The sequence below is a fragment of the Phycicoccus avicenniae genome (assembly GCF_018139485.1).
GTDB lineage: Bacteria > Actinomycetota > Actinomycetes > Actinomycetales > Dermatophilaceae > Phycicoccus > Phycicoccus avicenniae.
In genome coordinates this window covers 82,472-105,056 of the sequence record NZ_JAGSNF010000003.1, presented here as the reverse complement: position 1 = coordinate 105,056, position 22,585 = coordinate 82,472, and the positions used below count along the sequence as shown (strand labels likewise).

General features: G+C 76.4%; 23 protein-coding genes and 1 riboswitch. Of the genes, 4 read left to right on the top strand and 19 right to left on the bottom strand.

Annotated features, from left to right (window positions below; genetic code table 11):
* Positions 1 to 2: 2 nt before the first annotated feature.
* The 7 genes from pnuC to KC207_RS02425 all read right to left on the bottom strand — a co-directional run bounded on the left by pnuC (position 3) and on the right by KC207_RS02425 (position 6,845).
* Positions 3 to 752, bottom strand: a complete 750-nt coding sequence (gene pnuC / locus KC207_RS02455) for a nicotinamide riboside transporter PnuC (protein WP_211601318.1) — start codon at positions 750 to 752, stop codon at positions 3 to 5.
* Complete coding sequence (ribH, locus tag KC207_RS02450) at positions 749 to 1,246, bottom strand: 6,7-dimethyl-8-ribityllumazine synthase (RefSeq protein ID WP_211601317.1); 498 nt, start codon at positions 1,244 to 1,246, stop codon at positions 749 to 751. The genes pnuC and ribH overlap by 4 nt, the downstream gene beginning before the upstream one ends.
* A gap of 49 nt (positions 1,247 to 1,295) precedes the next feature.
* Positions 1,296 to 2,522 (bottom strand): 3,4-dihydroxy-2-butanone-4-phosphate synthase, encoded by a 1,227-nt coding sequence (gene ribB / locus KC207_RS02445; RefSeq protein ID WP_211601316.1) that lies wholly within the window; start codon positions 2,520 to 2,522, stop codon positions 1,296 to 1,298.
* Complete coding sequence (locus KC207_RS02440; protein ID WP_211601315.1) at positions 2,519 to 3,130, bottom strand: riboflavin synthase; 612 nt, start codon at positions 3,128 to 3,130, stop codon at positions 2,519 to 2,521. The genes ribB and KC207_RS02440 overlap by 4 nt, the downstream gene beginning before the upstream one ends.
* Before the next feature lie 5 nt (positions 3,131 to 3,135).
* Positions 3,136 to 4,155, bottom strand: a complete 1,020-nt coding sequence (gene ribD, locus KC207_RS02435; RefSeq protein ID WP_211601314.1) for a bifunctional diaminohydroxyphosphoribosylaminopyrimidine deaminase/5-amino-6-(5-phosphoribosylamino)uracil reductase RibD — start codon at positions 4,153 to 4,155, stop codon at positions 3,136 to 3,138.
* Positions 4,156 to 4,276: 121 nt separating this feature from the next.
* Positions 4,277 to 4,404, bottom strand: a riboswitch (FMN riboswitch).
* A gap of 67 nt (positions 4,405 to 4,471) precedes the next feature.
* Positions 4,472 to 6,274 carry a GNAT family N-acetyltransferase gene (locus KC207_RS02430; RefSeq protein ID WP_211601313.1) on the bottom strand — a complete coding sequence of 601 codons (1,803 nt, stop codon included), beginning with the start codon at positions 6,272 to 6,274 and terminating at the stop codon, positions 4,472 to 4,474.
* Positions 6,252 to 6,845: a GNAT family N-acetyltransferase gene (locus KC207_RS02425; RefSeq protein WP_211601312.1), complete on the bottom strand. Its 594-nt coding sequence runs from the start codon at positions 6,843 to 6,845 to the stop codon at positions 6,252 to 6,254. Before KC207_RS02425 ends, KC207_RS02430 begins: the two co-directional genes overlap by 23 nt.
* A gap of 50 nt (positions 6,846 to 6,895) precedes the next feature.
* Here KC207_RS02425 and KC207_RS02420 point away from each other — a divergent pair, with 50 nt between their 5' ends.
* A complete protein-coding gene (locus KC207_RS02420) occupies positions 6,896 to 7,561 on the top strand; it encodes a PIG-L deacetylase family protein (protein WP_211601311.1) in 666 nt (221 codons plus the stop codon).
* Between the two features lie 22 nt (positions 7,562 to 7,583).
* Here the strand turns inward: KC207_RS02420 and KC207_RS02415 are convergent, their stop codons facing one another.
* From KC207_RS02415 to KC207_RS02400, 4 genes are read right to left on the bottom strand one after another with little or no spacing between them, the layout of a single operon-like run.
* Complete coding sequence (locus KC207_RS02415; RefSeq protein WP_211601310.1) at positions 7,584 to 8,195, bottom strand: pentapeptide repeat-containing protein; 612 nt, start codon at positions 8,193 to 8,195, stop codon at positions 7,584 to 7,586.
* A complete protein-coding gene (gene rpe, locus KC207_RS02410; RefSeq protein ID WP_211601309.1) occupies positions 8,192 to 8,845 on the bottom strand; it encodes a ribulose-phosphate 3-epimerase in 654 nt (217 codons plus the stop codon). The genes KC207_RS02415 and rpe overlap by 4 nt, the downstream gene beginning before the upstream one ends.
* 10 nt (positions 8,846 to 8,855) lie before the next feature.
* Positions 8,856 to 9,260 (bottom strand): YybH family protein, encoded by a 405-nt coding sequence (locus tag KC207_RS02405; RefSeq protein ID WP_211601308.1) that lies wholly within the window; start codon positions 9,258 to 9,260, stop codon positions 8,856 to 8,858.
* Positions 9,257 to 10,759: an RsmB/NOP family class I SAM-dependent RNA methyltransferase gene (locus KC207_RS02400; RefSeq protein WP_211601307.1), complete on the bottom strand. Its 1,503-nt coding sequence runs from the start codon at positions 10,757 to 10,759 to the stop codon at positions 9,257 to 9,259. Before KC207_RS02400 ends, KC207_RS02405 begins: the two co-directional genes overlap by 4 nt.
* A gap of 46 nt (positions 10,760 to 10,805) precedes the next feature.
* Between KC207_RS02400 and KC207_RS02395 the strand changes: the two genes are divergently transcribed.
* The gene (locus tag KC207_RS02395) at positions 10,806 to 11,477 is read left to right on the top strand and encodes a maleylpyruvate isomerase N-terminal domain-containing protein (RefSeq protein WP_211601306.1); all 672 of its coding nucleotides are present in this window, start codon (positions 10,806 to 10,808) and stop codon (positions 11,475 to 11,477) included.
* 25 nt (positions 11,478 to 11,502) lie between these two features.
* Here KC207_RS02395 and KC207_RS02390 read toward each other — a convergent pair whose 3' ends face one another.
* From KC207_RS02390 to metK, 4 genes are all read right to left on the bottom strand, one after another.
* A complete protein-coding gene (locus tag KC207_RS02390; RefSeq protein ID WP_211601305.1) occupies positions 11,503 to 12,834 on the bottom strand; it encodes a serine hydrolase domain-containing protein in 1,332 nt (443 codons plus the stop codon).
* A gap of 9 nt (positions 12,835 to 12,843) precedes the next feature.
* The gene (gene fmt / locus KC207_RS02385; protein WP_211601304.1) at positions 12,844 to 13,797 is read right to left on the bottom strand and encodes a methionyl-tRNA formyltransferase; all 954 of its coding nucleotides are present in this window, start codon (positions 13,795 to 13,797) and stop codon (positions 12,844 to 12,846) included.
* A gap of 37 nt (positions 13,798 to 13,834) precedes the next feature.
* Positions 13,835 to 15,916, bottom strand: coding sequence for a primosomal protein N' (locus tag KC207_RS02380; RefSeq protein ID WP_249138508.1), 2,082 nt, complete (start codon positions 15,914 to 15,916; stop codon positions 13,835 to 13,837).
* A 67-nt stretch (positions 15,917 to 15,983) separates the two neighbouring features.
* Entirely contained in the window at positions 15,984 to 17,201 is a 1,218-nt protein-coding gene (metK, locus tag KC207_RS02375; RefSeq protein WP_211601303.1) for a methionine adenosyltransferase, read from the bottom strand.
* 122 nt (positions 17,202 to 17,323) lie between these two features.
* Here metK and KC207_RS02370 point away from each other — a divergent pair, with 122 nt between their 5' ends.
* Positions 17,324 to 18,805, top strand: a complete 1,482-nt coding sequence (locus tag KC207_RS02370) for a coiled-coil domain-containing protein (protein WP_211601302.1) — start codon at positions 17,324 to 17,326, stop codon at positions 18,803 to 18,805.
* Entirely contained in the window at positions 18,802 to 20,064 is a 1,263-nt protein-coding gene (locus KC207_RS02365) for a coiled-coil domain-containing protein (protein ID WP_211601301.1), read from the top strand. Before KC207_RS02370 ends, KC207_RS02365 begins: the two co-directional genes overlap by 4 nt.
* A 52-nt stretch (positions 20,065 to 20,116) precedes the next feature.
* Here KC207_RS02365 and coaBC read toward each other — a convergent pair whose 3' ends face one another.
* Genes coaBC through mihF form a run of 4 tightly spaced genes read right to left on the bottom strand, consistent with a single transcriptional unit; the run spans position 20,117 to position 22,541 of the window.
* Entirely contained in the window at positions 20,117 to 21,346 is a 1,230-nt protein-coding gene (coaBC, locus tag KC207_RS02360; protein WP_211601300.1) for a bifunctional phosphopantothenoylcysteine decarboxylase/phosphopantothenate--cysteine ligase CoaBC, read from the bottom strand.
* A gap of 5 nt (positions 21,347 to 21,351) precedes the next feature.
* Positions 21,352 to 21,642: a DNA-directed RNA polymerase subunit omega gene (rpoZ, locus tag KC207_RS02355; protein WP_211601299.1), complete on the bottom strand. Its 291-nt coding sequence runs from the start codon at positions 21,640 to 21,642 to the stop codon at positions 21,352 to 21,354.
* Positions 21,643 to 21,645: 3 nt separating this feature from the next.
* Complete coding sequence (gmk, locus tag KC207_RS02350) at positions 21,646 to 22,227, bottom strand: guanylate kinase (RefSeq protein WP_211601298.1); 582 nt, start codon at positions 22,225 to 22,227, stop codon at positions 21,646 to 21,648.
* Positions 22,224 to 22,541, bottom strand: coding sequence for an integration host factor, actinobacterial type (gene mihF, locus KC207_RS02345; RefSeq protein ID WP_211601297.1), 318 nt, complete (start codon positions 22,539 to 22,541; stop codon positions 22,224 to 22,226). The genes gmk and mihF overlap by 4 nt, the downstream gene beginning before the upstream one ends.
* Between the last annotated feature and the right edge of the window lie 44 nt (positions 22,542 to 22,585).

The window sequence follows — 22,585 nt, the reverse complement described above, 5'->3', positions numbered from 1 at the left end:
CGTCAGCCGCTGCCGACCCGCTCCGGCGCCGCGGGCGTCGCCGACGCGCGGGTGACCGCGACCCACTGGCTGAACCCGTAGAGGACGAACATCCCGTAGAAGACGTACATGACGGCCGTCGGCACGTAGCCGGTGGCGAAGCCGAGCGGTACCCCGACGAGGTCGACGCCGATCCAGGCGAGCCAGAACTCGTTCCAGCCCCGTGCCATGGCGTACGTCGCGACGATCGACCCGACGAAGATCCACGCGTCGCACCAGGCGAACCACCACGCCGGGGTCCAGAAGGGGTTGGGGTTGGCGTCGAGGATCGCCTGGAACACCGCGTGGACGAGCACCGTCCCCAGGCCCCAGACGACGACGACGAGACCCCGCTCAGCCCCGGTCATCCACCGCGGGCGGACGGCCGGGCCGGCACCCCCCGTGCGGCGCCGGTGCGCCGCCCACGTGGCCCAGCCGTAGACGCTCACGACGACGAAGAAGACCTGGCGCCCCGCCTGCCCGAGGAGCGGCACGCGCTGGTCGGCCCCGAGCGTCGCGCCGATGTAGACGAGGAAGAGCATGACGTTGGCGAGGATGCCGACCGGCCAGGCCCAGACCCGGCGCCGCATGCCGAACCAGGCGGAGACGACGCCGATGAGGACGCCGAGCGCCTCGAGGTAGTACAGCTCGTACGGGCCGATCGGGAGCGAGGCGTCGAGGACCTGCTGGAAGAGGTTCGGGCCGGCCCCCTCGGCGGCGGTGAGGAGCGTCACCGGGTCCCGTCCCGCGCCTCTGCCTGCGCCTCGGCCCTTCGCAGGGTGACGGCGGTCGCGACGGCGGCCGTCGCCGCCTCGTGGCCCTTGTCCTCGCGCGACCCCGGCAGACCCGCCCGGTCGCGGGCCTGCTCGTCGTCGTCGCAGGTGAGGACACCGAACCCGACGGGCACACCGGTGCGCACGGCGACCTCGGTGAGCCCCACGGTGACGCCCTGGCACACGTAGTCGAAGTGCGGCGTCCCGCCGCGGACGACGACGCCGAGGGCGACGAGCGCGTCGTGGGTCGGCGCGAGCCGGGCGCACGCCACGCTCAGCTCGACGGTGCCGGGGACCCGCACGACGAGGGGGTCCGCGACGCCCGCCTCGGCGAGGCCGCGCCGGGCGCCGTCGAGGAGCCCGTCCATGACGGCCTCGTGCCAGCTCGCGGCGACGACGGCGACCCGCAGGCCGCTCGCGTCGGTCGTGACGGTGGGTGCTCCGCTCCCGCTCATCGGGTGCTCCTGTCGGTCGTGTCGTGGGGTCGGGGGCCGTCGGCGGGTGTCATGCGGGGGTGCCGGTGTCGTCGGCGTCGACGACGAGGTCGTGGCCCATCCGGTCGCGCTTGGTGCGCAGGTAGCCGCTGTTCGCCGGCCCGGGGGTCGTGCGCAGTCGCTCGACCGCGCCCACGGACACCCCGTGCAGCCGCAGCCCGGCGACCTTCTCGGGGTTGTTCGTCAGCAGCCGCAGCGACCCGACGCCGAGGTCGGTGAGGATGCCGGCGGCCGCGACGTAGTCCCGGGCGTCGACCGGGAGCCCGAGCTCGAGCTGCGCGTCGACGGTGTCGAGGCCGCCGTCCTGCACCTCGTAGGCCCGCAGCTTCTCGGCGAGGCCGATCCCGCGGCCCTCGTGCCCGCGCAGGTAGACGACCGCTCCCCCCTCGGCCGCGACCCGCTCGAGGGCGCGCTCGAGCTGCGGGCCGCAGTCGCAGCGCAGCGACCCGAAGGCGTCGCCGGTGAGGCACTCGGAGTGCACCCGCACGAGCGGCGCGTGGTCCGGCAGGCCCCGGGGGCTCACGAGGGCGAGGTGCTCGTCGCCGGTGAGGGAGTCCCGGTACGCGAGGGCCCGGAAGGTGCCGTGCGCCGTGGGCAGCGTCGTGTCCGCGACGCGGTGCACCCGGTCGTGGCGCTGCCGCCACTCGACGAGGTCGGCGATCGCGAGCACCGGCAGGTCGTGGGCCTCCCCGAGGGCGAGCACGCCCGGGAGCCGGGTCATCGTGCCGTCGTCCTCGACGAGCTCGCCGATGACGCCGACCGGCTCCAGGCCGGCGAGCCGGCACAGGTCGACCGTCGCCTCGGTGTGGCCGGGACGGGTGAGCACGCCCCCGGCCCGCGCCCGCAGGGGCACGAGGTGACCCGGCCGGACGAGGTCGGCGGCGGTGGCCGACGGGTCGGCGAGGACCCGGGCGGTGCGGGTGCGGTCGGCCGCCGAGATGCCCGTCGTCACGCCCTCGGCGGCGTCGACGGTCACCGTGTACGCCGTCCGCAGGGGGTCGCGGTTCTCGGTGACCATGAGGGGTAGTCCGAGCCGGTCGGCGGTGGCCTCCGGGAGCGGGGCGCACAGGTAGCCGGAGGTGTGCCGGACCGCCCAGGCGGTCCACTCCGGGGTGAGGGTCTGCGCCGCGAGGACGACGTCGCCCTCGTTCTCGCGGTCGGCGTCGTCGACGACGAGGACCGGACGTCCCGCGCGCAGGGCGTCCAGGGCCTGCTCGACCGTGGCGAGACGGGTCATCGGGGTGCCTCCTGCGAGAAGCGGGTCGCGAGCAGCCGCTCGACGTACTTGGCGAGGACGTCGACCTCGAGGTTCACCGGGTCGCCGACCCCCTTCGTCCCGAGCGTCGTGAGCCCGAGCGTCGTCGGGACGAGCGAGACGGAGAACCCGTCGTCGGTGACGTCGACGACGGTGAGGGAGACGCCGTCGACGGTGATCGACCCCTTCTCGACGAGGTAGGGCGTGAGCGCCGCGGGCAGCGACAGCCGCACGACCTCCCAGCGCTCCCCCGGCTCCCGCGCGGTGATCGTCGCCGTCCCGTCGACGTGGCCCTGGACGACGTGCCCGCCGAACCGGGCGCTCGCGGCCATGGCCCGCTCGAGGTTGACCCGGTGTCCGGGCGCGAGGGCCCCGAGGGAGCTGCGGGCCAGGGTCTCGGCCATGACGTCGGCCGTGAAGGCGTCGTCGGCGACGCTCGTCACGGTGAGGCAGACCCCGTTGACGGCGATCGAGTCCCCGTGCCGGGCGTCGGAGGTGACGACCGGGCCGTGGACGGTGAGCCGGGCGGAGTCGGCGGCGGTCTCCAGGGCGGTGACGGTGCCGAGCTCCTCGACGATGCCGGTGAACACGATGGTCAGCTCCTCGGTGCGGACGGTCGGGGTGTGGCTTTGATGCGGACGTCCCCGTCGAGGACGGCGACGTCGGTGGTGTCGAGGCGCAGGGCGTCGTCGATCCGGACGATCCCGAGGTCGCCGACGACGCCGGCTCCCGCGCCGAGCAGGGCGGGGGCCACGTAGGCGACGACCTCGTCGACGAGGCCGGCGTCCAGGAAGGCCGCGGCGAGGGTCGGTCCTCCCTCGAGCAGGACGTGGTGGACCCCGCGCCCACGGACGGCGGCGAGGGCGGCGTGCGGGTCGCGGTGCGCGAGGTGCAGCGTCTCGGCGGCGTCGTCGAGCAGGCGCGACCCCGTCGGGAGGGCCCGGGTGCCGAGGACGACCCGCAGCGGCTGACGCCCGGCGACCCGGCCGTCGGCGTCCCGGACGGTGAGGGCGGGGTCGTCGGCGAGCGCCGTGCCGCTGCCGACGAGGACGGCGCCGACCCGGGCGCGCAGCGCGTGGACGTCGGCCCGGGCCCGCGGGCCGGTGACCCAGCGGCTCGAGCCGTCGGCGGCCGCGGACCGTCCGTCGAGCGTCGTCGCGCACTTCCACGTGACGAACGGTCGCCCCGTGCGCACGGCGGCCAGCCACGTGCGGTTGAGCTCCGCGGCCTCCTCCTCGAGCGGCCCGGGCCCCACGTCGACTCCGGCGTCCCGCAGCCGCAGGGCGCCGCCCGCGCCCGGGCCGGGGTCGGCGACGGCGTAGCGCACCGCGGCGACACCGGCGTCGAGGAGGGCCTCGGTGCACGGACCGGTCCGGCCGGTGTGGTCGCACGGCTCGAGCGTCACGTGGGCGGTACCGCCCCGGGCCGCCGCTCCGGCGGCCCGCAGGGCGTCGACCTCGGCGTGCGGTGTGCCGGCGCCGCGGTGGTGCCCGACACCGACGACGACCCCGGAGGCGTCGGTGACGACGCAGCCGACGCGCGGGTTGGGGTCGGCCTCCGGACCGAGGCGGGCAGCGTCGAGCGCGCGCCGCATGTGCGCGGTGTGCTCGTCCATCGCTCTCGCCCTCGTGCCGCTGACCTCGTGGTCGGGCTCCGGGCGATGGCCGACGACGACGGGGACGTCCGTGGACGCACCGCCGTACGCGGCGCCGGCGGGCGCGGGACGCCCTGCCGGTCACGTGTGCCTACCATCCGGACTTTCACCGTCGGTCCAGGAGTTCCACCTGGTCAACCGGCCGCTGGCTGCGGTCGGGTCGCGGACTGTCACCGCCGGCTCGGAGTTTCACCGACCCCGGAACACGTGCCCCCAGTATGCACCAGCGGCCGGGCGCCCGACCGGCACCGGCGGTGTGGCACCGCTCACCGGCCGGTCACAGGTCCCGGGCGCGTGGGTCGGCGGGGTCCTCCCCCACCGCGACCAGGAACTCCGAGGCGCTCTCGCGGTGCAGGGCGAGCCGTCCCCCGTCGGGATCCCAGGTCCGGTAGGCCGCGACGACCTCGCGCGCCGTCGGTCCGGGGTGCCCCGGGTCGGGGTCCACGACCTCGACCTCGAGGCCGCGACGCCGGGCGGCGTCGACGACGTGGTCGGCCAGCCAGCCCCCGGGGCCGGCGCCGACCGCGACGACGTGCCGCGCCCCGGGGTGCCGGTCGAGGGCGGTGTCGACGACCGCGCGGGCGGCCGCGCGGGAGGCCTTCCGCGCGAGCAGCACCCGGTCCGGGTCGACCCCCACGGCGCCCGCGGCGTCGAGCAGCTCCGCCCGCACCGCGGCCTCGACCTCGCGGTCCTCGAGCGGCCGGCCGATCTCGCGGGCGAGCGCCCGCCGCCGGCCGGCCGGCACCCCGACGGCGACGTGGACGAGCGAGAGGTCGGCGGGGTCGGTGGCCGCCAGGCGCCCGCCGAGGGCGTGCAGCTCATCTCCCGGACGGGCGAGGTACCAGACCTCGCCCTGCGGCGACGGCGGGGAGGAGGTCGTGCGCACGGACCGGGCCGCGCGCACGACCCGACCGACGAGGGGGCGGGCCCGACGGGCGAGGGGGCGCGCCCGACGGGCGAGCGAGCGCAGGTCGTGCCGGGGCCGGGTCGTGTCGGAGGCGGCGGACGCCGCGTCGGGCGCGGCCTGCACCTGCTCGCCCTGCTGCGCCGGCTCCGTGGCCCGGCGCTCGACCCGCAGCCCGTACGTCGACCCGAAGTCCTCGGTCCACTCGAACTTCCAGGGGTAGCGCCCCGAGCCGAGGTCGAAGACGTCGACGCCGCCCTCGGCGAGGACGTGCTCGAGGACGTCGTACTGGATGACCTTGCCGAGCCGGTAGTCCCGCAGCGCGGGGTCGTAGGCGCTCGTCCACGACAGGAGCGTGCGGCCGTGCCGGAAGGTCGAGCGAGCGGCGAGCAGGTCCCCCGCCGGGGACTCGTAGCAGAAGGTGCGCACGAGTCCAGGGGTCGCGAACATCCGCTCGTACATCCCCATGCGCTGCGGGTTCTCTCCCCAGGAGTGCCGCTCCGAGCGGCCCTCGTCCTGGACGAGGTGCTCCTTCTCGCGCACGTGGAGCGCGGCGAGCCGGGCGAGGACGTCGCCGTCGTCGCCGTCGCGGACGACGAACCGGACGTCGTGGTCGCGCAGCAGCCGGTTGCGGTACTTGCGGGTCTTCGACGGCAGCCCGCGCTCCTCGAAGGTCGCGAGGTCGGGGACGTCGGCGAGGAGGATGCAGGGCTGCTCGACCTGGTGACGCAGGTGCCGGTTCCACCGCTCCGAGCCGAGCGTCGCCGAGCACAGCCACGAGCCGGCCCGGATCCCGTCGAGCCGCAGCACGTCCCACGCGGGGTCGGCGTCGACGTGGTCGAGGAGGGCCTTGAGGACCGTGCCCACCGGCCCGGCGGGGTCGACCACCGCGCCGAGGTAGTCGCCGTGGGCGGCGAAGCGGAGCACCTGTCGCGTGCGCCCACCGGTGCGTCGGGCCTGACGCACGAGCGGCAGGAGGCCGACGACCGCGCCGTTGTGCCGGGCCACGAGGACGTGCAGCGTCCACTGCTCCTGCGCCCCGAAGCCCGCCCACCAGGCGCGGACCCCGTCGAAGGAGGTGTAGAGCTCCGAGCGCGGGTCGGCCTCGTCCAGGCGGCGCCAGTCCTCCTCGAGGGCGGCGAGCCCGGCACCGTCAGCGACGACCTCGACGTCCACCGGCCACCCCCCGGAGGAGACGCGAGGCGGCCGGGACCTCGACGGTCCGCCCGAGCCGGGGCACGTGGAGCAGCCGGCTGCGCCGGGTGAAGCCGAGCCGGCCGTAGGAGGCCCGGCTGGGGCCGTTGGAGTCGGAGATCGTCGTGACCGCGCCGGTCATCCCGTCCCGGCGCGCCATCTCCATCCGCGCGAGGATCGTGAAGCGGTGCACCCCGCGGCGCTGGTGCGCCACGAGGGTGCGGTCGTCGAAGAGGAAGACCTCGTCGGGGCGCAGCCGCAGGGTGTGCCCGATCCGCGAGTTCGGCCCGCTCCCCCGGACCGTGTGGCACCAGCCGACCCACTGCCCGTCGCCGTCGCGCACGAGCCAGGTCTGCTCGTCGGTGCCGAGCCGGGAGCGCAGGACCTCCAGCTTGCGGGGACGCAGGCCCTTCGGGTTCGCGGCGTGGAAGGCCTCGAGGGTCTCGGCGGTGCCCCGCACGAGCTCGAAGGGGGACCCCGCCGTCGGGGGCAGGTCCTCGAGGTCCCGGCGGTAGGTCGTGAGCGCCTCGTACCGGGGCGTCGGGGGCGGCATCGGGTCCTCTCGGGCGCGGGGGTCGTCCGGTCGACGGCTACGCTAGCGCAGTGTCCGGCGCCCCTTCCGTGCTCGCCCTCGTGCCGCACCAGGACGACGAGCTCCTCGTCATGGGGGCGGCCCTCAAGGCGGCCGCCCGCACCCGCGACGTCCGGCTCGTCCTCCACGGTCTCGGCGACGGCACCGCCGTCCGCCGCCGCCTGCCCCGGCTGCTCGGGTACGAGCCCACACCCGAGGAGGTCGGCCGGGTCCGCGACCGCGAGCTGACGGTGTCGGCGTCGCTGCTCGGCATCTCCCCCGACCGGGTCGAGGCGGCCCGCCCGCGGCAGCGCGAACGGCACTTCACCGAGGCCGACACCCGCACCGCGGTCCTCGCGGCCCTCGAGGGCAGCCCGGACGCGGAGGTGTGGGTCGTGAGCGAGCACGACGACAACCCCGACCACGTCGTCCTCGGCCGGGTCGTCGCCGACCTCGCGCGCGAGGGCCGGCTCGCCCGACCGGCGCGGGCCTTCGTCGCCCCCTGGTGCCGGGGCCGGCTGCCGCACCCGCCGCTGGAGCGCGAGGAGGGCGACATCGGCTACCGGGAGCAGTACGCCTACCGCTACACCGACGTCCCCGCCGGGCAGTGGGGCGTCGGGCTTCGCTCGGTGCGCGAGCACTTCGCCGCCCAGCTCGAGGACCCGAGCTGCTGGAGCCACCCCGTCCCCCTCGGCTGAGCCCGGGCCGGACGGGCGCGCGTCAGTCGACGACGATGCCGAGCGCGCGCAGCACCCCGGCCGCGCCCGCGGCGTCGACCCGCATCCCCCGCACCCGGTTGCCCGCGGGGTCGACGACGTAGCCAGTGGCGTCGGTGAGGACCGCCTCGCGCAGGTCCGTCCCGGCGAACGTCGCCCCGGTGAGGTCGCAGCCGGTGAGGTCCGCGCGCCGCAGGTCCGCACCGGCGAGGTCGGCCTCGACGAGGGAGCACCCGGCGAACCGCGAGCCCGCGACGTCCGCGTCGCGGAAGGAGCCGAGGTCGAGGCGGCACCGCTCGAAGTCCCACGGCCGGGCGGACAGGGGCGCGACGGCCGCGAGCGCCCACCCGACGGCCAGCGCCTTGCAGTCGACGAAGCGGCAGTCGGTGAACCGGGTCCCGCCGACGTCGAGCATCGACAGGTTGCACCCCGTGAGCACGCAGTCGGTGAGGACGCAGTCGCGCAGCACCCCCTTCTCCAGCGTCACGCCGTCGAGCCGGCACGCCTCGAGCTCGACGCCGGCGAGCACCTCCCCCGGGGCCAGCCCCTCGGTGAGGTCGAGGTCGGCGGCGTACCCGCCGGTGTCGGCGAGCCGCTCGACGAGGGAGGTGCTCACCCGTGCCGCCGGGCCAGCTCCCGCAGCTCCTCGACCGCGTCGGCGGCGCGGTCCGCCCCGTAGACGGCCGAGCCGGCGACGAAGACGTCGGCCCCGGCCTCGGCGCACTGCCCGATCGTGTCCGCCGAGACCCCACCGTCGACCTGGATCCACACGTCGCCGCCGTGGCGCGCGACGGCGGACCGGACCTGCCGGACCTTGGCCATCTGGTCGGCCATGAAGGACTGACCGCCGAACCCGGGCTCGACCGTCATGACGAGGACCATGTCGACCTCGGGCAGCAGGTCCTCGTACGGTGCGAAGTCGGTGCCGGGCTTGACGGCGAACGCGGCCCGCGCGCCCTCGGAGCGGATCGCCCGGGCGAGCGACACCGGGTCGCGGGCCGCCTCGACGTGGAAGGTCACCGACCCGGCGCCGGCCTCCGCGTACCCGGGGGCCCACCGGTCGGGGTCGTCGATCATGAGGTGGCAGTCGAGGGGGATCGGCGAGACCCGGGCGAGGGCCTCGACGACCGGCAGCCCGAGGGTGAGGTTCGGGACGAAGTGGGCGTCCATGACGTCGACGTGGGCCCAGTCGGCGTTGCCGACGGCCTCGAGCTCGGACTGGAGGTTGGCGAAGTCGGACGCGAGGATCGACGGCGAGATCTGCACGGGCGCCACCCTAGCGAGGCAGCCCGTAGGCCCGGACGTGCCCGATGAGCCACCGGTCGCCGCGGCGGACGAGGACCTCGGTGTAGCCGTGCTCGACGACCCCGTCCGCGTCGACCCCGGGGCCGTCCGGGCCGACACCGGTGAGCCGCGCCGCGCCGTCGAGGACGAGGACGTCGTCGGCGACCGGCTCGACCCGCAGGACCGTGCTCGTGTGGACGGTGCCGGCGGCCCAGCCGGCGAAGAGGCCCTCGAAGACCGCCCGGACCTCGTCGTGGCCCCGGGCGACGTCACCGCGGGGGCTCACGAGGAGGACGTCCGGCGTCAGGCAGCCGAGCAGGTCGCCGACGTCGGCCGCGGCCCAGGCGCGGTCGTAGGCCGCCTCGATCGCGCGTCCGACGGCGAGCGCGTCCGTCACGACGACCGCTTCCGCAGCAGGGCGAGGTACATCGCGTCGGTGCCGTGGACGTGCGGCCACAGCTGGACCGCCGGACCGTCACCGAGGTCGGGGAGCGGGTCGCCCGCCGCGTCCCGCAGCAGCGGCCGGACGTCGACCTGCTCGACGTCGTCCCGGCGCTTGAGGACGTCCGAGACGACGAACCGGGTCTCGGCGACGTGCGGGCTGCACGTCGCGTACGCCACGACGCCGCCGGGGGCGACGGCGTCGAGCGCGGAGGCCAGCAGCGCCCGCTGGAGCGGCCCGAGCGGCGCGAGGTCCGACGGCTGACGGCGCCACCGGGCCTCGGGTCGCCGCCGGAGGGCGCCGAGCCCGGTGCACGGGGCGTCGACGAGGACGCGGGCGTAGGCCCCCGGCTCCTCCGCCCCGACCTCGCGGCCGTCCGCGGTGCGCACCTCGACGGTCCGGCCGACCTCCCCGGCGCGGGCGGTGAGGGCGGCGAGCCCGGAACGGACGAGGTCGGCCCGGTGCGGGCTCACCTCGACGGCCACGAGGTCGGCTTGCTCCTGGAGGGCGACGGCGCCGAGGACGCCGGCCTTGCCGCCCGGGCCGGCGCACAGGTCGAGCCAGCGGGCGGGCGGGTCGCCGGCCACCTCGGCCGCCGCGAGCGCGAGCGCGAGGTGCTGGCTGCCCTCGTCCTGGACGGCCGCGCGCCCGTCCCGCACGGCCGGGATCGCGCCCGGGTCGCCCGAGCGCAGGACGGCGCCGACGGGGCTCGTCGCGCTCGGCTCAGCGTCCCCGGCCTCGACGAGCTCGTCGACGGTCGCGAGGCCGGGACGGGCGACGAGGTGGACCCGCGGGGGCACGTTGTCGGCCGCGAGCAGCGCCGAGAGCTCGTCGTCGACCGTCTCCGGGGTCGCCCGGCCGTGCCCGAGGAGGGCGGCGCGCAGGGCGGTGACGACCCACTCGGGGTGGGAGTGACGCACCGCGAGCGCTGCCGGGCCGCTGCCCTCCGGGGTCACCGCGTCGGTCCACTCCTCGAGGGTCCGCTCCCCGACCCGGCGCAGGACGGCGTTGACGAACCCCGCGGCGCCCTGGCCGACGACGGTCCGGGCGAGGCCGACGGTCTGGTCGGCGGCGGCGTGCGCCGGGACCCGCATCCCGAGGAGCTGGTGGCAGCCGAGACGCAGGACGTCGAGGACGGCCGGGTCGATGCGGTCGGTCGGACGGTCCGCCGCGACGGCGATCACCCGGTCGTACAGGCCCTGCCACCGGACGGTCCCGAAGGCGAGCTCCGTCGCGAACGCGGCGTCCCGGCCCTCGAGCCGTCGGCGCCGCAGGATGCGGGGCATCTCGAGGTTCGCGTAGGCGCCGTCCTCGTCGACCTCCCGCAGCAGGGTGTAGGCGGCGAAACGCGTCGGCTCGGCCCCCCGGGTGCGCTGGGCGGGGGCGGTGCGGGACCGGGGACGCGGGCCCCCGCGGCGGGGGCCGTCACGGCGGGGGCGGGACTGCTCGGGCACGGCAGGAGGCTAGCCCGCCGACCGACCGGCGTGCTGGGATGCCCCCATGAGCCACGAGGTGGAGCACTGGCGGCAGGCGCACGAGCGGGTGTGCGCGCTCGTGACCGACGCGGGCGAGGAGGCGATGGGCCGGCGCGTCCCCGCCACCCCCGACTGGACCGGCCGCGACCTGCTCGCGCACGTCGTCGGGCTCGGCGCCGACGTCCTCGCCGGGAACGAGCCGGACGACCACGACCCGCGGTGGACCCAGGCGCAGGTCGACGCCCGGTCCGGGCGCAGCACCGCCGACCTCGTCACGGAGTGGCGCGACCTCGCGCCGGACCTGTGCCGGTGGATGGGCGAGCACGGCACCCGTCCGCTCAACGACGTGGTGATCCACGAGCAGGACCTGCGCGGCGGTCTGGGCGTCCCCGGCGGCCGGGACTCCGGTGGTCTCGCCGTCGTCCGCGAACGGATGCTCGGCCGGTTCGCGCGTTCCGTGGAGGGCCTCGACCCCGTCCTCCTCGACGGCGGGGGGTGGCGGTGGGTGAGCCGCGGGGTCCCCGAGGACGCCGTCACGGTGCTGCGCGCCCCGGCCTTCGACCTCTTCCGGGCCCTCACCTCGCGCCGGACCGCCGAGCAGCTGCGCGGCTGGACGCTCCGCGGCGACGTCGCCCCCTACCTGCCGGCCTTCGCCGGGCTCGGCGACCTGCCCCTCGAGCCCTTGTCCGGGGAGTGACGCCGGCGGTCCCTCGCCGGCGGTCTCACTCCCCGAAGGCCAGCGGCTCGCGGCTCATCCGGTAGCCGGCCCACCGCAGCGTGCCGACGGTGCCGTCCTCGCGGCGCAGGACGCGCAGCAGCTCACCACGCTCCCCGCCGGACGTCGTCCGCAGGGTGTCGTCGTCGAGGGCCTCGAACGTCCAGGACTCGCGGGAGGCCGGCCACGCCGGCGAGCGGGCCTCGAGGGCGCCCCGGCGCACGGTGAGGTCCCACGGCGCGCCCTCGGCGTACCACCGTCCGAGGAGGGGGCGCAGGGCGTCCGGCACCTCGGTCCCGGGCCGCCAGGCCTCCTCCTCCGGCGGGTCCCGGTCGAGGACGAGGTCGACGAGCTCGACGGCGAACGCCGTCGGGTCCGGGGGCGTCGAGGCGTTCATGAGGACGACGGCGGCGGTGCCCGTGGCCCGGTCGGTGAAGACACCGGTCACGTGACCGGGCATCCCCCCGGTGTGCCCGGCGAGGAGCCGGCCGCCCGGGGTGCGGACGAGGAAGAACCCGAGACCCATCGCCCGCTCTCCGCCGTCGGTATCGACGAGGGCGCGGGGCCGGCACATCTCGTCCATCGTCCTCGGGTCGAGGACGGCGGGGTCCGGTGCCGCGACGAAAGCCGTCCAGCGCGCGAGGTCCGTGGCGGTCGAGGCGAGCGCTCCCGCCGGGCCCGTGCCGCGCAGGTCCGGCACCGGCTCCGGGACGGGGACGTCGTGCCACGGGCCGACGTAGTAGCCGTGCGCCCGCGGACCGCCGTCGAACCCGACACTGGTACGGGTGAGACCGAGCGGCTCCAGGACCCGAGCGGCGAGCGCGTCCTGCCACGGCCGGCCGTCCAGGCGGGCGACGACCTGGCCGAGGAGGGCGTAGCCGAGGTTGGAGTAGTGCCACGCCTCGCCGGGCCGCAGGACCCGCTCGGCCTCCCCCGACTCGCGCAGCAGGCGTGCGGCGTCGGGGTGCTCGAGGCTGACCCAGGCATCGCCGACGGGCTCGCGCTGCAGCCCGGACACGTGCGCGAGGACGTCCCGCACCCGCAGGTCGTGGACGAGCCCGGGCAGGTGGTCGGCGAGCCGGTCCTCGAGGTCGAGCCGGCCCTCGTCGCGCAGCTGCAGGACCATCGTCGCGACGAAGGACTTCGTGTTCGACGCGACGAGGAACTGGTCGTCCGCGGTCGGCGGGCGCTCCGTCCCGACCTCCACGGTGCCGACCCCGGCCTGCCAGAGCACCTCGCCGTGGCGGACGACGCTCGCGTGGACGCCCGGGACCCGTCCCGAGCGCTGCCGCCCGAGGACGGTCCGGCGCAGGAGGGCCGAGGTGGAGTCGCGCAGCATCCCCCGACCCTAGGCCGCCGGTGCGCCGGGCCCGAGCCGCTCCCCCGGCCCGATCCGCACGCCACGCGCCCAGTCGGCCGCCGCCATCTCCTTCTTGCCGCGCGGCCCCACCCTCCCGAGGGTGACGGGGCCGGTCGCCGTGCCGACGAGGACGGCGCGCTTCGTCACGTGGAGCTCGCCGGCGGCGAGCGCCGGGAGGTCGTCGGAGCCGGCGGCCGGCGACACCGGCCCCACCTTGAGCCGCTCGTCGCGGAACGTCGTCCACGCGCCCGGCGCCGGGGTGCAGCCCCGCACGTGGCGGTCGACGACGTGCGCCGGCAGGGCCCAGCGGACCTGCGCCTCCTCGGTCGTGAGCTTCGGGGCGTGGCTCACCCCGTCGCTCGGCTGCGGCACCGCGCGCAGGGAGCCGTCGGCGAGACCGTCCATCGTCGCGACGAGCAGGCCGGCCCCGACCTCCGCGAGCCGCTCCAGGAGGACGCCGGCGGTGTCACCGGGACGGACGACCTCGGTGACGGCACCGAGGACCGGGCCGGTGTCCAGGCCCTCCTCGATGACGAACGTGCTCGCACCCGTCACCTCGTCGCCGGCCATGAGGGCGCGCTGGACCGGCGCCGCACCCCGCCAGGCCGGCAGCAACGAGAAGTGGAGGTTGACCCAGCCGTGGACCGGGACGTCGAGCGCCACGCGGGGCAGGAGCGCCCCGTAGGCGACGACGGGACAGCAGTCCGGGGCGATCACCCGGAGCCGGTCGAGGAAGTCGGGCTCCCGCGGCCGGTCCGGGGTGAGCACCTCGACGCCGTGCTCGAGCGCGACCTCCTTGACGGGCGAGGGGCGCAGCGTCCGGCCGCGCCCCGCGGGGGCGTCCGGCCGGGTGACGACGGCGGCCACCTCGTGGTCGGAGGCGAGCAGCGCCCGCAGCGCGGGGACGGCGGTGTCGGGGGTTCCGGCGAGGACGAGACGCACCCGCCCGAGTCTAGGAGCCGGGCCGCTGCACCGACGCTCAGGCCGTCGGGTCCCGGGGGTCGACGCGGACCGTCACGGCGTCCCGCTCCTTGCGGGCCGACGCGCGGGCGCGGACGGCCGCGAGCTCGCGGGTGAGGGCGGGGCCGTCCGCGTCGGGGACCGTGACGACCGCCCGCCAGCGCTCGTCGCCGTGCGGCAGCGGCCCGAGCACGGACCCGCTGGGCGGCACGGCGAGCTCCTCGAGGGCGGCCGTCACCGCCGTCCGGGTGCCGGTGAGCGCGGCCAGCCGGGCGGTCGGGGGGAGGGAGAGCTCGTCCCGCTCGGCGAGCTCCCGGTCGGCGAACCACGCCGGGTCCCAGCGCACCAGCGCCTCGAGCGCCGGGACGGACACGTGGACCGGCGCCCCGGCGACGACGACCCGCCCCCCGGCCGACGCCGGTCGCACGAGCGCCGTCGCCGCGGCCCAGCGGCGCAGCGCCTCCTCGCCCGCGTCGAGGGTCGGGCGGTCCAGCAGCGCCCACGCGTCGAGGAGGAGGGCCGCGGCGTAGCCCCCGCGCGCGACGGGCTCGGCGCCGGGGGTCGCGACGACGAGCCGCGGGCCGTCCTCCACGTCGTCGAGGACCGTGCCGGCGCCGGAGCGCTCGACCGGGACCCCGGGGAAGGCGCGCCCCAGCTCCTCGGCGGTCCGGCGGGCACCCACGACCGAGGACCGCAGGCGACCACCGGAGCAGGCCGGACACGTGAACGCGGTCTCGGCCCGACCGCACCAGCGGCAGGCCGGCGGCCCCTGCGGCCCGGTGAGTGCCAGCGGCCCGGAGCAGACCCGGCAGCGCGCGGGACGCCGGCAGTCCTGGCAGGACAGCGACGGCAGGTAGCCCCGCCGGGGCACCTGGACCAGGACGGGACCGGCGGCGAGGGCGTCCTTGGCGGCCCGCCACGCGACCGACGGCAGGTGCGCGGCGCTCGCCGCGGCGTCCCGCTCGAGGTCGTCGCCCTCCCCCGCGACCCGGACGAGCGGCACCGTCGCCCGGACGGTGGCCCGGGGGGCGTCGACCGCCCGCAGGACGGCGCGACGCACGAGGTCGGCGACGGCGGCGGAGCGGACGTGCCCCGCGGCGAGGACACCGGTGCCCTCCTGCGCGGCCCGGGCGAGCAGGACCCGGCGCACGTGCGGGTAGGGGGCACGCGGCTCGTCGTGCGAGTCGTCGCCGTCGTCCCACCAGGCGACGAGCCCGAGGTCGCGCAACGGCGCGAAGGCCGCCGCCCGGGTGCCGACGACGACGTCGACGTGGCCGCGCAGTGCCTTGAGGAAGGCGGTGTAGCGGGCCTGCGGCCCCTGGTCGGCGGTGAGCCGGGTGTGCCGGCCGGGGCCGAGGACCTCGCCGAGCGCGGTCTCGACCCGCCGGACGTCGCGGGCGTCCGGGACGACGAGGAGGGCGGTGCGACCGGAGGCGACGGTCGCCCGCGCCGCGTCCGCGAGGAGCCGTGGCCAGGCGAGGTCCGGGTCGACGGCGGGCAGCGCGAGGGCCGACGCATGCGGGGCGTCGCCGTCGGTGAGCCGGCGCAGGAAGGCCGGCCCGGCGGGCAGCCGGTCCCAGGCGGGTGCGGGGACGGCGGGGAGTGCGGGTCGCTCGTCCGGCTCCGCCGCGAGGGCCTGCTCGGCCCGGGCGTGCCGTGGTGGGACGGCGAGGCGCAGGACGTCCCCGAGGGTGCCGGCGTACCGGTCGGCGACCGCCCGCGCGGCCGCGAGGACGTCCGGCGTGAGGACCGGCTCCGGGGAGACGACCCGCCGCAGCGGGGTGAGCCGGCCCGCGTGCTCGGCGGCGTCCCGCCGCTCCAGGACCCAGCCGTCGAGGTCCTGGCCGGCGAAGCGGACCTTGACCCGGGCGCCGGGGACGGCACCGTGCGCCGCGGACTGCGGCACCGTGTACTCGAAGGGCCGGTCGAGGTGGGCGAGGCCGGTGTCGACGTGGACGAGAGCGACCGGCCGCTCGGCCGCCGGCGGGTCGTCACCGGGGCGGCGGCGGGGTGCGGACCTGCCGGTCGCGGACCTGCCGCTTGCGGACCTGCCGGGCGCGAGGAGGGGCAGCTGCTCCCCCGTCCCGTCCCGCTCGCTCACCGGCCCGAACCTAGCGGAGCCCGCCGACCCCCGAGGGGGGCGGCGGGCCCGTCCTGTGGACGACCGCTCAGCGGGCCGCGCTCTGCAGCGCCTCGACGCGGTCGGTGCGCTCCCACGGGAAGGCGTTCTCGACGCCCTCGACCCCGGTGCGGCCGAAGTGGCCGTACGCCGCGGTCGCCTGGTAGATCGGGCGGAGCAGGTCGAGCTGCTCGAGGATCGCGAGCGGACGCAGGTCGAAGACCGACCGGATCGCGCCCTGGATCCGCTCGACCGGGACCGTCTCGGTGCCGAAGGTCTCGACGTAGAGGCCGACCGGCTGCGCGACCCCGATGGCGTACGCCACCTGGACCTCGCAGCGCCGGGCGAGGCCGGCCGCGACGACGTTCTTGGCGACCCAGCGCATCGCGTACGCGGCGGAGCGGTCGACCTTCGAGGGGTCCTTGCCGGAGAAGGCGCCGCCTCCGTGCCGGGCCATCCCCCCGTAGGTGTCGACGATGATCTTGCGGCCGGTGAGGCCGGCGTCGCCCATCGGCCCGCCGATGACGAACTTGCCGGTGGGGTTGATGTAGGCCCGGTAGTCGTCGTGGCGCAGCTCGGTGCCCGCGTCGGCGAGCTCGGCGAGGACCGGCGCGATCACGTGGGTGCGGATGTCGGGCTCGAGGAGCCCGTCGAGGCTGATGTCCTCGGCGTGCTGGGTCGACAGGACGACCGCGTCGAGGGAGACCGCACGGTCGCCGTCGTAGGCGATCGTCACCTGGGTCTTGCCGTCCGGGCGCAGGTAGGACAGGTCGCCGTTCTTGCGGACCGCCGTGAGCCGCTCGGACAGCCGATGCGCGAGGAAGATCGGCAGCGGCATGAGCTCGGGGGTGTCGTCACACGCGTACCCGAACATCAGCCCCTGGTCGCCGGCCCCCTGCTTGTCGAGCGGGTCGACCCCGCCGCTGCGGTTCTCGAACGCCGTGTCGACGCCCTGCGCGATGTCCGGGCTCTGCTGGCCGATGGAGACCTCGACGCCGCAGGACGCCCCGTCGAACCCCTTGGTCGAGCTGTCGTAGCCGATGCCGAGGACGGTGTCCCGCACCACCTGCGGGATCTCGACGTAGGCCTCGGTCGTCACCTCGCCGGCGACGTGGACCAGGCCGGTCGTCACCATCGTCTCGACCGCGACCCGGCTGCGCGGGTCCTGCGCGAGCATCGCGTCGAGGATCGCGTCCGACACCTGGTCGCAGATCTTGTCGGGGTGCCCCTCGGTGACGGACTCGGACGTGAACAGGCGTGCTGACACCCGGGTGGCTCCTTCTCAGTGGTCGACCGGCCGCTGCCGTGGTCGTCCGCCAACATACCGTCCCGTCCATTTCCGGATCGTCCGAGTCTGCGCTCCGGCGAGCGCATGGAAGGATGGGCGGCGTGTCCGACGGCACTTCCTCCGAGACCTCGCCGACCGACCACGGGGCGTCCAGCACCGGCGCACCGGTCGACGAGGCCCTCACGCTGCTCACCCGCGCCCAGACCCTCGCCGACCAGCTGCGTGCCGAGGCCGACCGCGAGCTGACCTCGGCACGGAGCGAGGCGGGACGCGTCCGGGAGGAGACCGCGGCGGCCGCCAAGGAGCTCGAGGACCTCACCGCGCGCGTCGAGTCGGCCCGTGAGGACGCCGACCGCACGCTCGAGGAGACCCGCGCCGAGGTCGAGATCATGCTCGCCGACGCCGCCGACCAGGCGGCGCTGCTGCGGGCGCGGGCGACCAAGGCGAGCGACGAGGCGATCGGCATCGCCGAGGAGCAGGCCGCCGCGCACCTCGCGCAGGCCCAGGAGCAGGCCGAGGACCTCCTGGAGCGGGCCCGCCGCTCCCACGACGAGACCTCGGCGCGGCTCGCCGCCGAGGAGCGAGCCCACCAGGAGCAGCGCGAGGCGCTGCACGCGGCGACGCTCGCCGAGATCGAGGACCTGCGCAGCGGCACGGCGCGCGAGCTGGAGGAGGACCGCCAGGCCTCCGACGAGTACTCCGCCTTCGTCCGCGGGGAGGCCGACGCCCAGGTCGCCGAGGACCGGCGGCTGCTCGCCGAGGAGCAGGAGCGGGCCCGCGCCGAGCTCGCCCGGATGCGCGACGAGGCGGAGACCGAGGCGCGGCGTCGGGCCGAGGAGGCCGAGGCGGAGGCCACCGACGTCGTCGCCGCGGCCGAGAAGCACCTCGCGTGGGCCCAGAGCACGGTGCGCGAGATCCTGGACAACAGCGAGGCCGAGCGGGAGCGCCGGGCGCGGGAGCACCACGCCGAGCTGGCGGAGCGGACCCGCAGCCACCGCGGCCGGGTGCAGACGATCCTCGCGTCCGCGACGACGAAGAGCCGCGACCGGCTCGCCGAGGCCGAGTCGGAGTCGCGGCGCATGCGCGAGCTCGCCGAGCAGGTCCTCGCCGAGGCCCGCGCCGACGCCGACCGCACGCGCCACGCCGCCTCGCGCGAGTCCGAGCGCCTCCTCGAGGAGGCCCGCCGCCGCGAGACCGAGTCGAGCGCCCGCGCCGACCGCCGGCTCGCCGAGGCCGAGGAGGGGGCCCGACGGGTGCGGCAGAGCGCGGCGGAGGACGTCGAGCGGATGCACCGCGAGGCCCACGAGTACCACCGGGCGGCCCGCGCGGAGATCGTCCGCGCCTCCGACGACGCCCGCGGGCGGGCCGACGCCGTCCGGGCCGAGGCGCAGGCCGCCGTGGAGCGGGCGCGTGGCGAGGTGCATACACTCGCAGCGCGCCGTGACGCGATCACCGCACAGCTCGGCAGGCTCTCCGGCGTCATCGACGCCCTCGCCGTGGAGGACCTGCCGGTCGAGCCGTCCGACGCGGACGGCTCCGACGCGACCACCGACCCCACCACCTCTGACCAGGAGTCGCCATGAACGATCCGGACTTCCCGACCGTCTTCCGGGGCTACGACCCCGTCCAGGTCGACGCCCACGTGCGTGCCCTGGAGCAGGCCGTGGACTCGGCCCAGCGGGAGGCGGAGGCGGCCCGCCAGGAGGCGGCGGAGAGCTCGGTCGAGCTGACGAAGGCGCGCCAGGACCACGAGGCCGCGACCGGCGAGCTCGAGGGGCACCGCGCCAAGGTCGCCGAGCTCGAGGAGCGCTCCCGGCAGGTGTCCAGCCCGACGTTCGCCGACCTCGGCGAGCGGATCGGCGCGATGCTGGGCCTCGCCGACGAGGAGGCCGCCTCGATCCGGGACACCGCGTCGAGCGAGGCCGCCGAGGCCCGCCAGGCCGCCGAGGAGCAGTCCCAGCTGACCCGGGCCGAGGCCGACCGCTACGCCGAGGAGGCCCGCAACCGGGCCGACACCGACGCGGCCGAGGTGCTGTCCAGGGCCCGGGCCGAGGCCGACTCCATCGTCGACGACGCCGCCCGTGAGGCCGCGGCGCGTCGCGAGGAGGCGGAGGCCTACTACGAGAAGCAGCGCGAGGCCGCGGCCGCGCAGGCCGCCGACTTCGAGCGCACGCTCGGCGAGCGCCGCGAGCAGTCCGCCGCCGAGTTCAACGACCAGATGGCGGCCCAGGACGAGGCCCTGCGCGCGGCCCAGGAGCGGGCCGACCTCCTCGTCCGGGAGGCCGAGGACGACCACCGCAGCAAGACCGCCGAGGCGGCCCGGGCGCTGGACGCGGCCCGCACGGAGGCCGAGACGATCGTCCGCTCCGCGAAGGAGCAGGCCGAGCGCGTGCGGCGCGACTCCGAGCGCGAGCTCGCGGCCTCGACCGCCCGCCGGGACAGCATCACCGCCCAGCTGTCCAACGTCCGCAACATGCTCGCCACCCTCGGCGGCCCCGCGGCCGCGGAGGCCATCGTCGCCGCGGCCGAGCCGGCGCAGCCGGCGCAGGACGAGGGCCCCGAGGACGAGGTCGACGTCGAGGAGTCACTCGTCGCCGAGGAGGGCGAGGTCGTCGACGAGGACCCCGCGGGCGGCGAGGTCGTCGCCGAGGAGGAGGTCGTCGAGGACCCCGCGGGCGGCGAGGTCGTCGCCGAGGAAGAGGCGGTCGAGGAGGACGCTGCCGTCGAGGGCGAGCCGGTCGAGGAGGCCCCGGCGGAGGACGCCGAGCCCACCGACGAGGCCGAGGTCGTCGAGGACGACGCCGAGGTCGAGGAGACCGAGAGGGCCGGCGTCAAGCGCTGAGCACCGACGCGCCGTGCACCGTCCGCCTCCTCGGGCGGGCGGCGCACGCGCGTCAGAGGAGGTCGGTGACGACGTCCCAGACGGCCGCGGCGACGGCGGACTTCGTCGCGGGTCCGACGTCGACGACGTCCCCGCTCCCCCGGCGCAGCACGTGGACGGTGTTGTCGTCGGTGCCGAAGGCCTTGCCGCCGCCGACCTCGTTGACGACGAGGACGTCGCAGCCCTTGCGCTCGAGCTTGGCGCGGCCGTGGTCCAGCACCGACCCGTCCTCGTCGCCGGTCTCGGCGGCGAACCCGACGAGGACCGGGCCGCCGTCCCCGCGGCGCGAGGCCACGAGCCCCGCGAGGACGTCGGGGTTGCGGACGAGCGTGAGGGCCGGGACCGACTCGTCGGGCGCGCCGTCCGGGCCGGGGCCGTGCGACTTCTTGATCTTGTGCTCCGCGACGTCGGCCGGCCGGAAGTCGGCGACGGCAGCGGCCATGACGACGACGTCCGCGGACGCGGCCGCGGAGCGCACGGCGTCCTCCATCTCGCGGGCGGTCTCGACGGGCACGACCGCGACCCCGTCCGGGGTGGCGAGGTCGGCCGTCGAGACGAGCGTGACCTCGGCCCCGCGCTCGGCCGCGACGGCGGCGAGGGCGTACCCCTGCTTGCCGGAGGAGCGGTTGCCGAGGAAGCGCACCGGGTCCAACGGCTCTCGGGTCCCCCCGGCCGAGACGACGACCCGGCGCCCGGCGAGCGTGCCCGCCCCCCGGGTCCGCTCGAGCTCACGGCGGCACACCTCGTAGAGCGTCTCCGGCTCGGGCAGCCGGCCCGGGCCGCTGTCCTTGCCCGTGAGCCGGCCGGACGCGGGAGGCACGACGTGCACGCCGCGCTCGGTGAGCGTCTCGATGTTCGCCTGGGTGGCCGGGTGCTCGAACATCTCGGTGTGCATGGCCGGGGCCATGACGACCGGGCAGCGGGCCGTGAGCAGCACGTTCGTCAGGAGGTCGTCGGCCTGGCCGGTGGCGGCCCGCGCGAGCAGGTCGGCGGTCGCGGGGGCGACGACGACGAGGTCTGCCTCCTGGCCGATGCGGACGTGCGGGACCTCGGTGATGTCGGACCACACGTCGGTGTGGACGCGCTTGCCGGACAGCGCCGACCACGTCGCCTCACCGACGAAGCGGAGGGCGGCGGCGGTGGGGACGACGGTGACGTCGTGGCCGGCCTCGGTGAGGAGCCGCAGCAGGGAGCACGCCTTGTACGCGGCGATCCCCCCGGCGACCCCGAGGACGACCCGCACGTCGGTCAGACCTCGGTCGGCGGGTCGGCCGGGGTGTCCTTCGTGGGCTCGGAGGTGAGGAGGCCCTCGTTGATCTCGCGAAGGGAGATCGACAGGGGCTTCTCGTGCACCTCGGAGTCGACGAGCGGGCCGACGTACTCGAGCAGCCCTTCCTGGAGCTGGGCGTAGTACGCGTTGATCTGGCGGGCCCGCTGGGCCGAGTAGAGCACGAGGGCGTACTTGGAGTCGGCCTGCTCGAGGAGCTCGTCGATCGGCGGGTTCGTGATGCCGATGGGGTTCGCGGTGGTTCCGGACACGCGTCAGACTCGTTTCGTCGAGGGTTGCGGGGTTCGCATCCATGATACGAGCTCCTCGGCCGCACGCCGAATGTCGTCGTTGACGACGGTGACGTCGAACTCCTCGGCGGCCGCGAGCTCGGTGCGGGCGGTGGTGAGACGGGCGGTGCGTTCCTCCTCGTCCTCGGTGCCCCGGCCGACGAGGCGCCGGACGAGCTCCTCCCAGCTGGGCGGGGAGAGGAAGACGAACTGCGCCTCGGGCATCGAGGCCCGGACCTGACGGGCCCCCTGGAGGTCGATCTCGAGCAGGGCCGGCCGCCCGGCGGCGAGCACCTCCTCGACGGGCCGGCGGGGGGTGCCGTACCACGCCCGGCCGTGGACGACCGCCCACTCGAGGAGCTCTCCGTCCTGCACCATCTGCGCGAAGCGCTCGTCGGAGACGAAGTGGTAGTGGACGCCGTCGACCTCGCCGGGGCGGGGACGGCGCGTCGTCGCGGACACCGAGAGCCACACGTCGGGGTGGTGCTCACGGACGTACGCGGCGACGCTCCCCTTGCCGACCGCGGTCGGCCCGGCGAGGACGGTGAGACGGGAGGGGCTCGTCACGACCGCCCGAAGCGGTCGAGGAGGGCGGACACCTGGTTCTGGCCGAGACCGCGCACGCGCCGGCTCTCGGAGATGCCGATCTCCTCCATGATCTGGCGGGCGCGGACCCGGCCGACACCCGGCATCGACTCGAGGAGGGCGGACACGCGCATCTTGCCGATGACCTCGTTCGACTTGCCGTCCTGGATGACGGTCTGGAGCGAGGCGCCGTTGTGCTTGAGGCGGTTCTTGACCTCGGCGCGCTCCCGACGGGAGGCCGCGGCCTTCTCGAGGGCGGCGGAGCGCTGTTCTTGGGTGAGGGGAGGCAGTGCCACGGGTAGGTCCTTGGTGACGTGCGGACGCTGGCTGCTCAACGTCC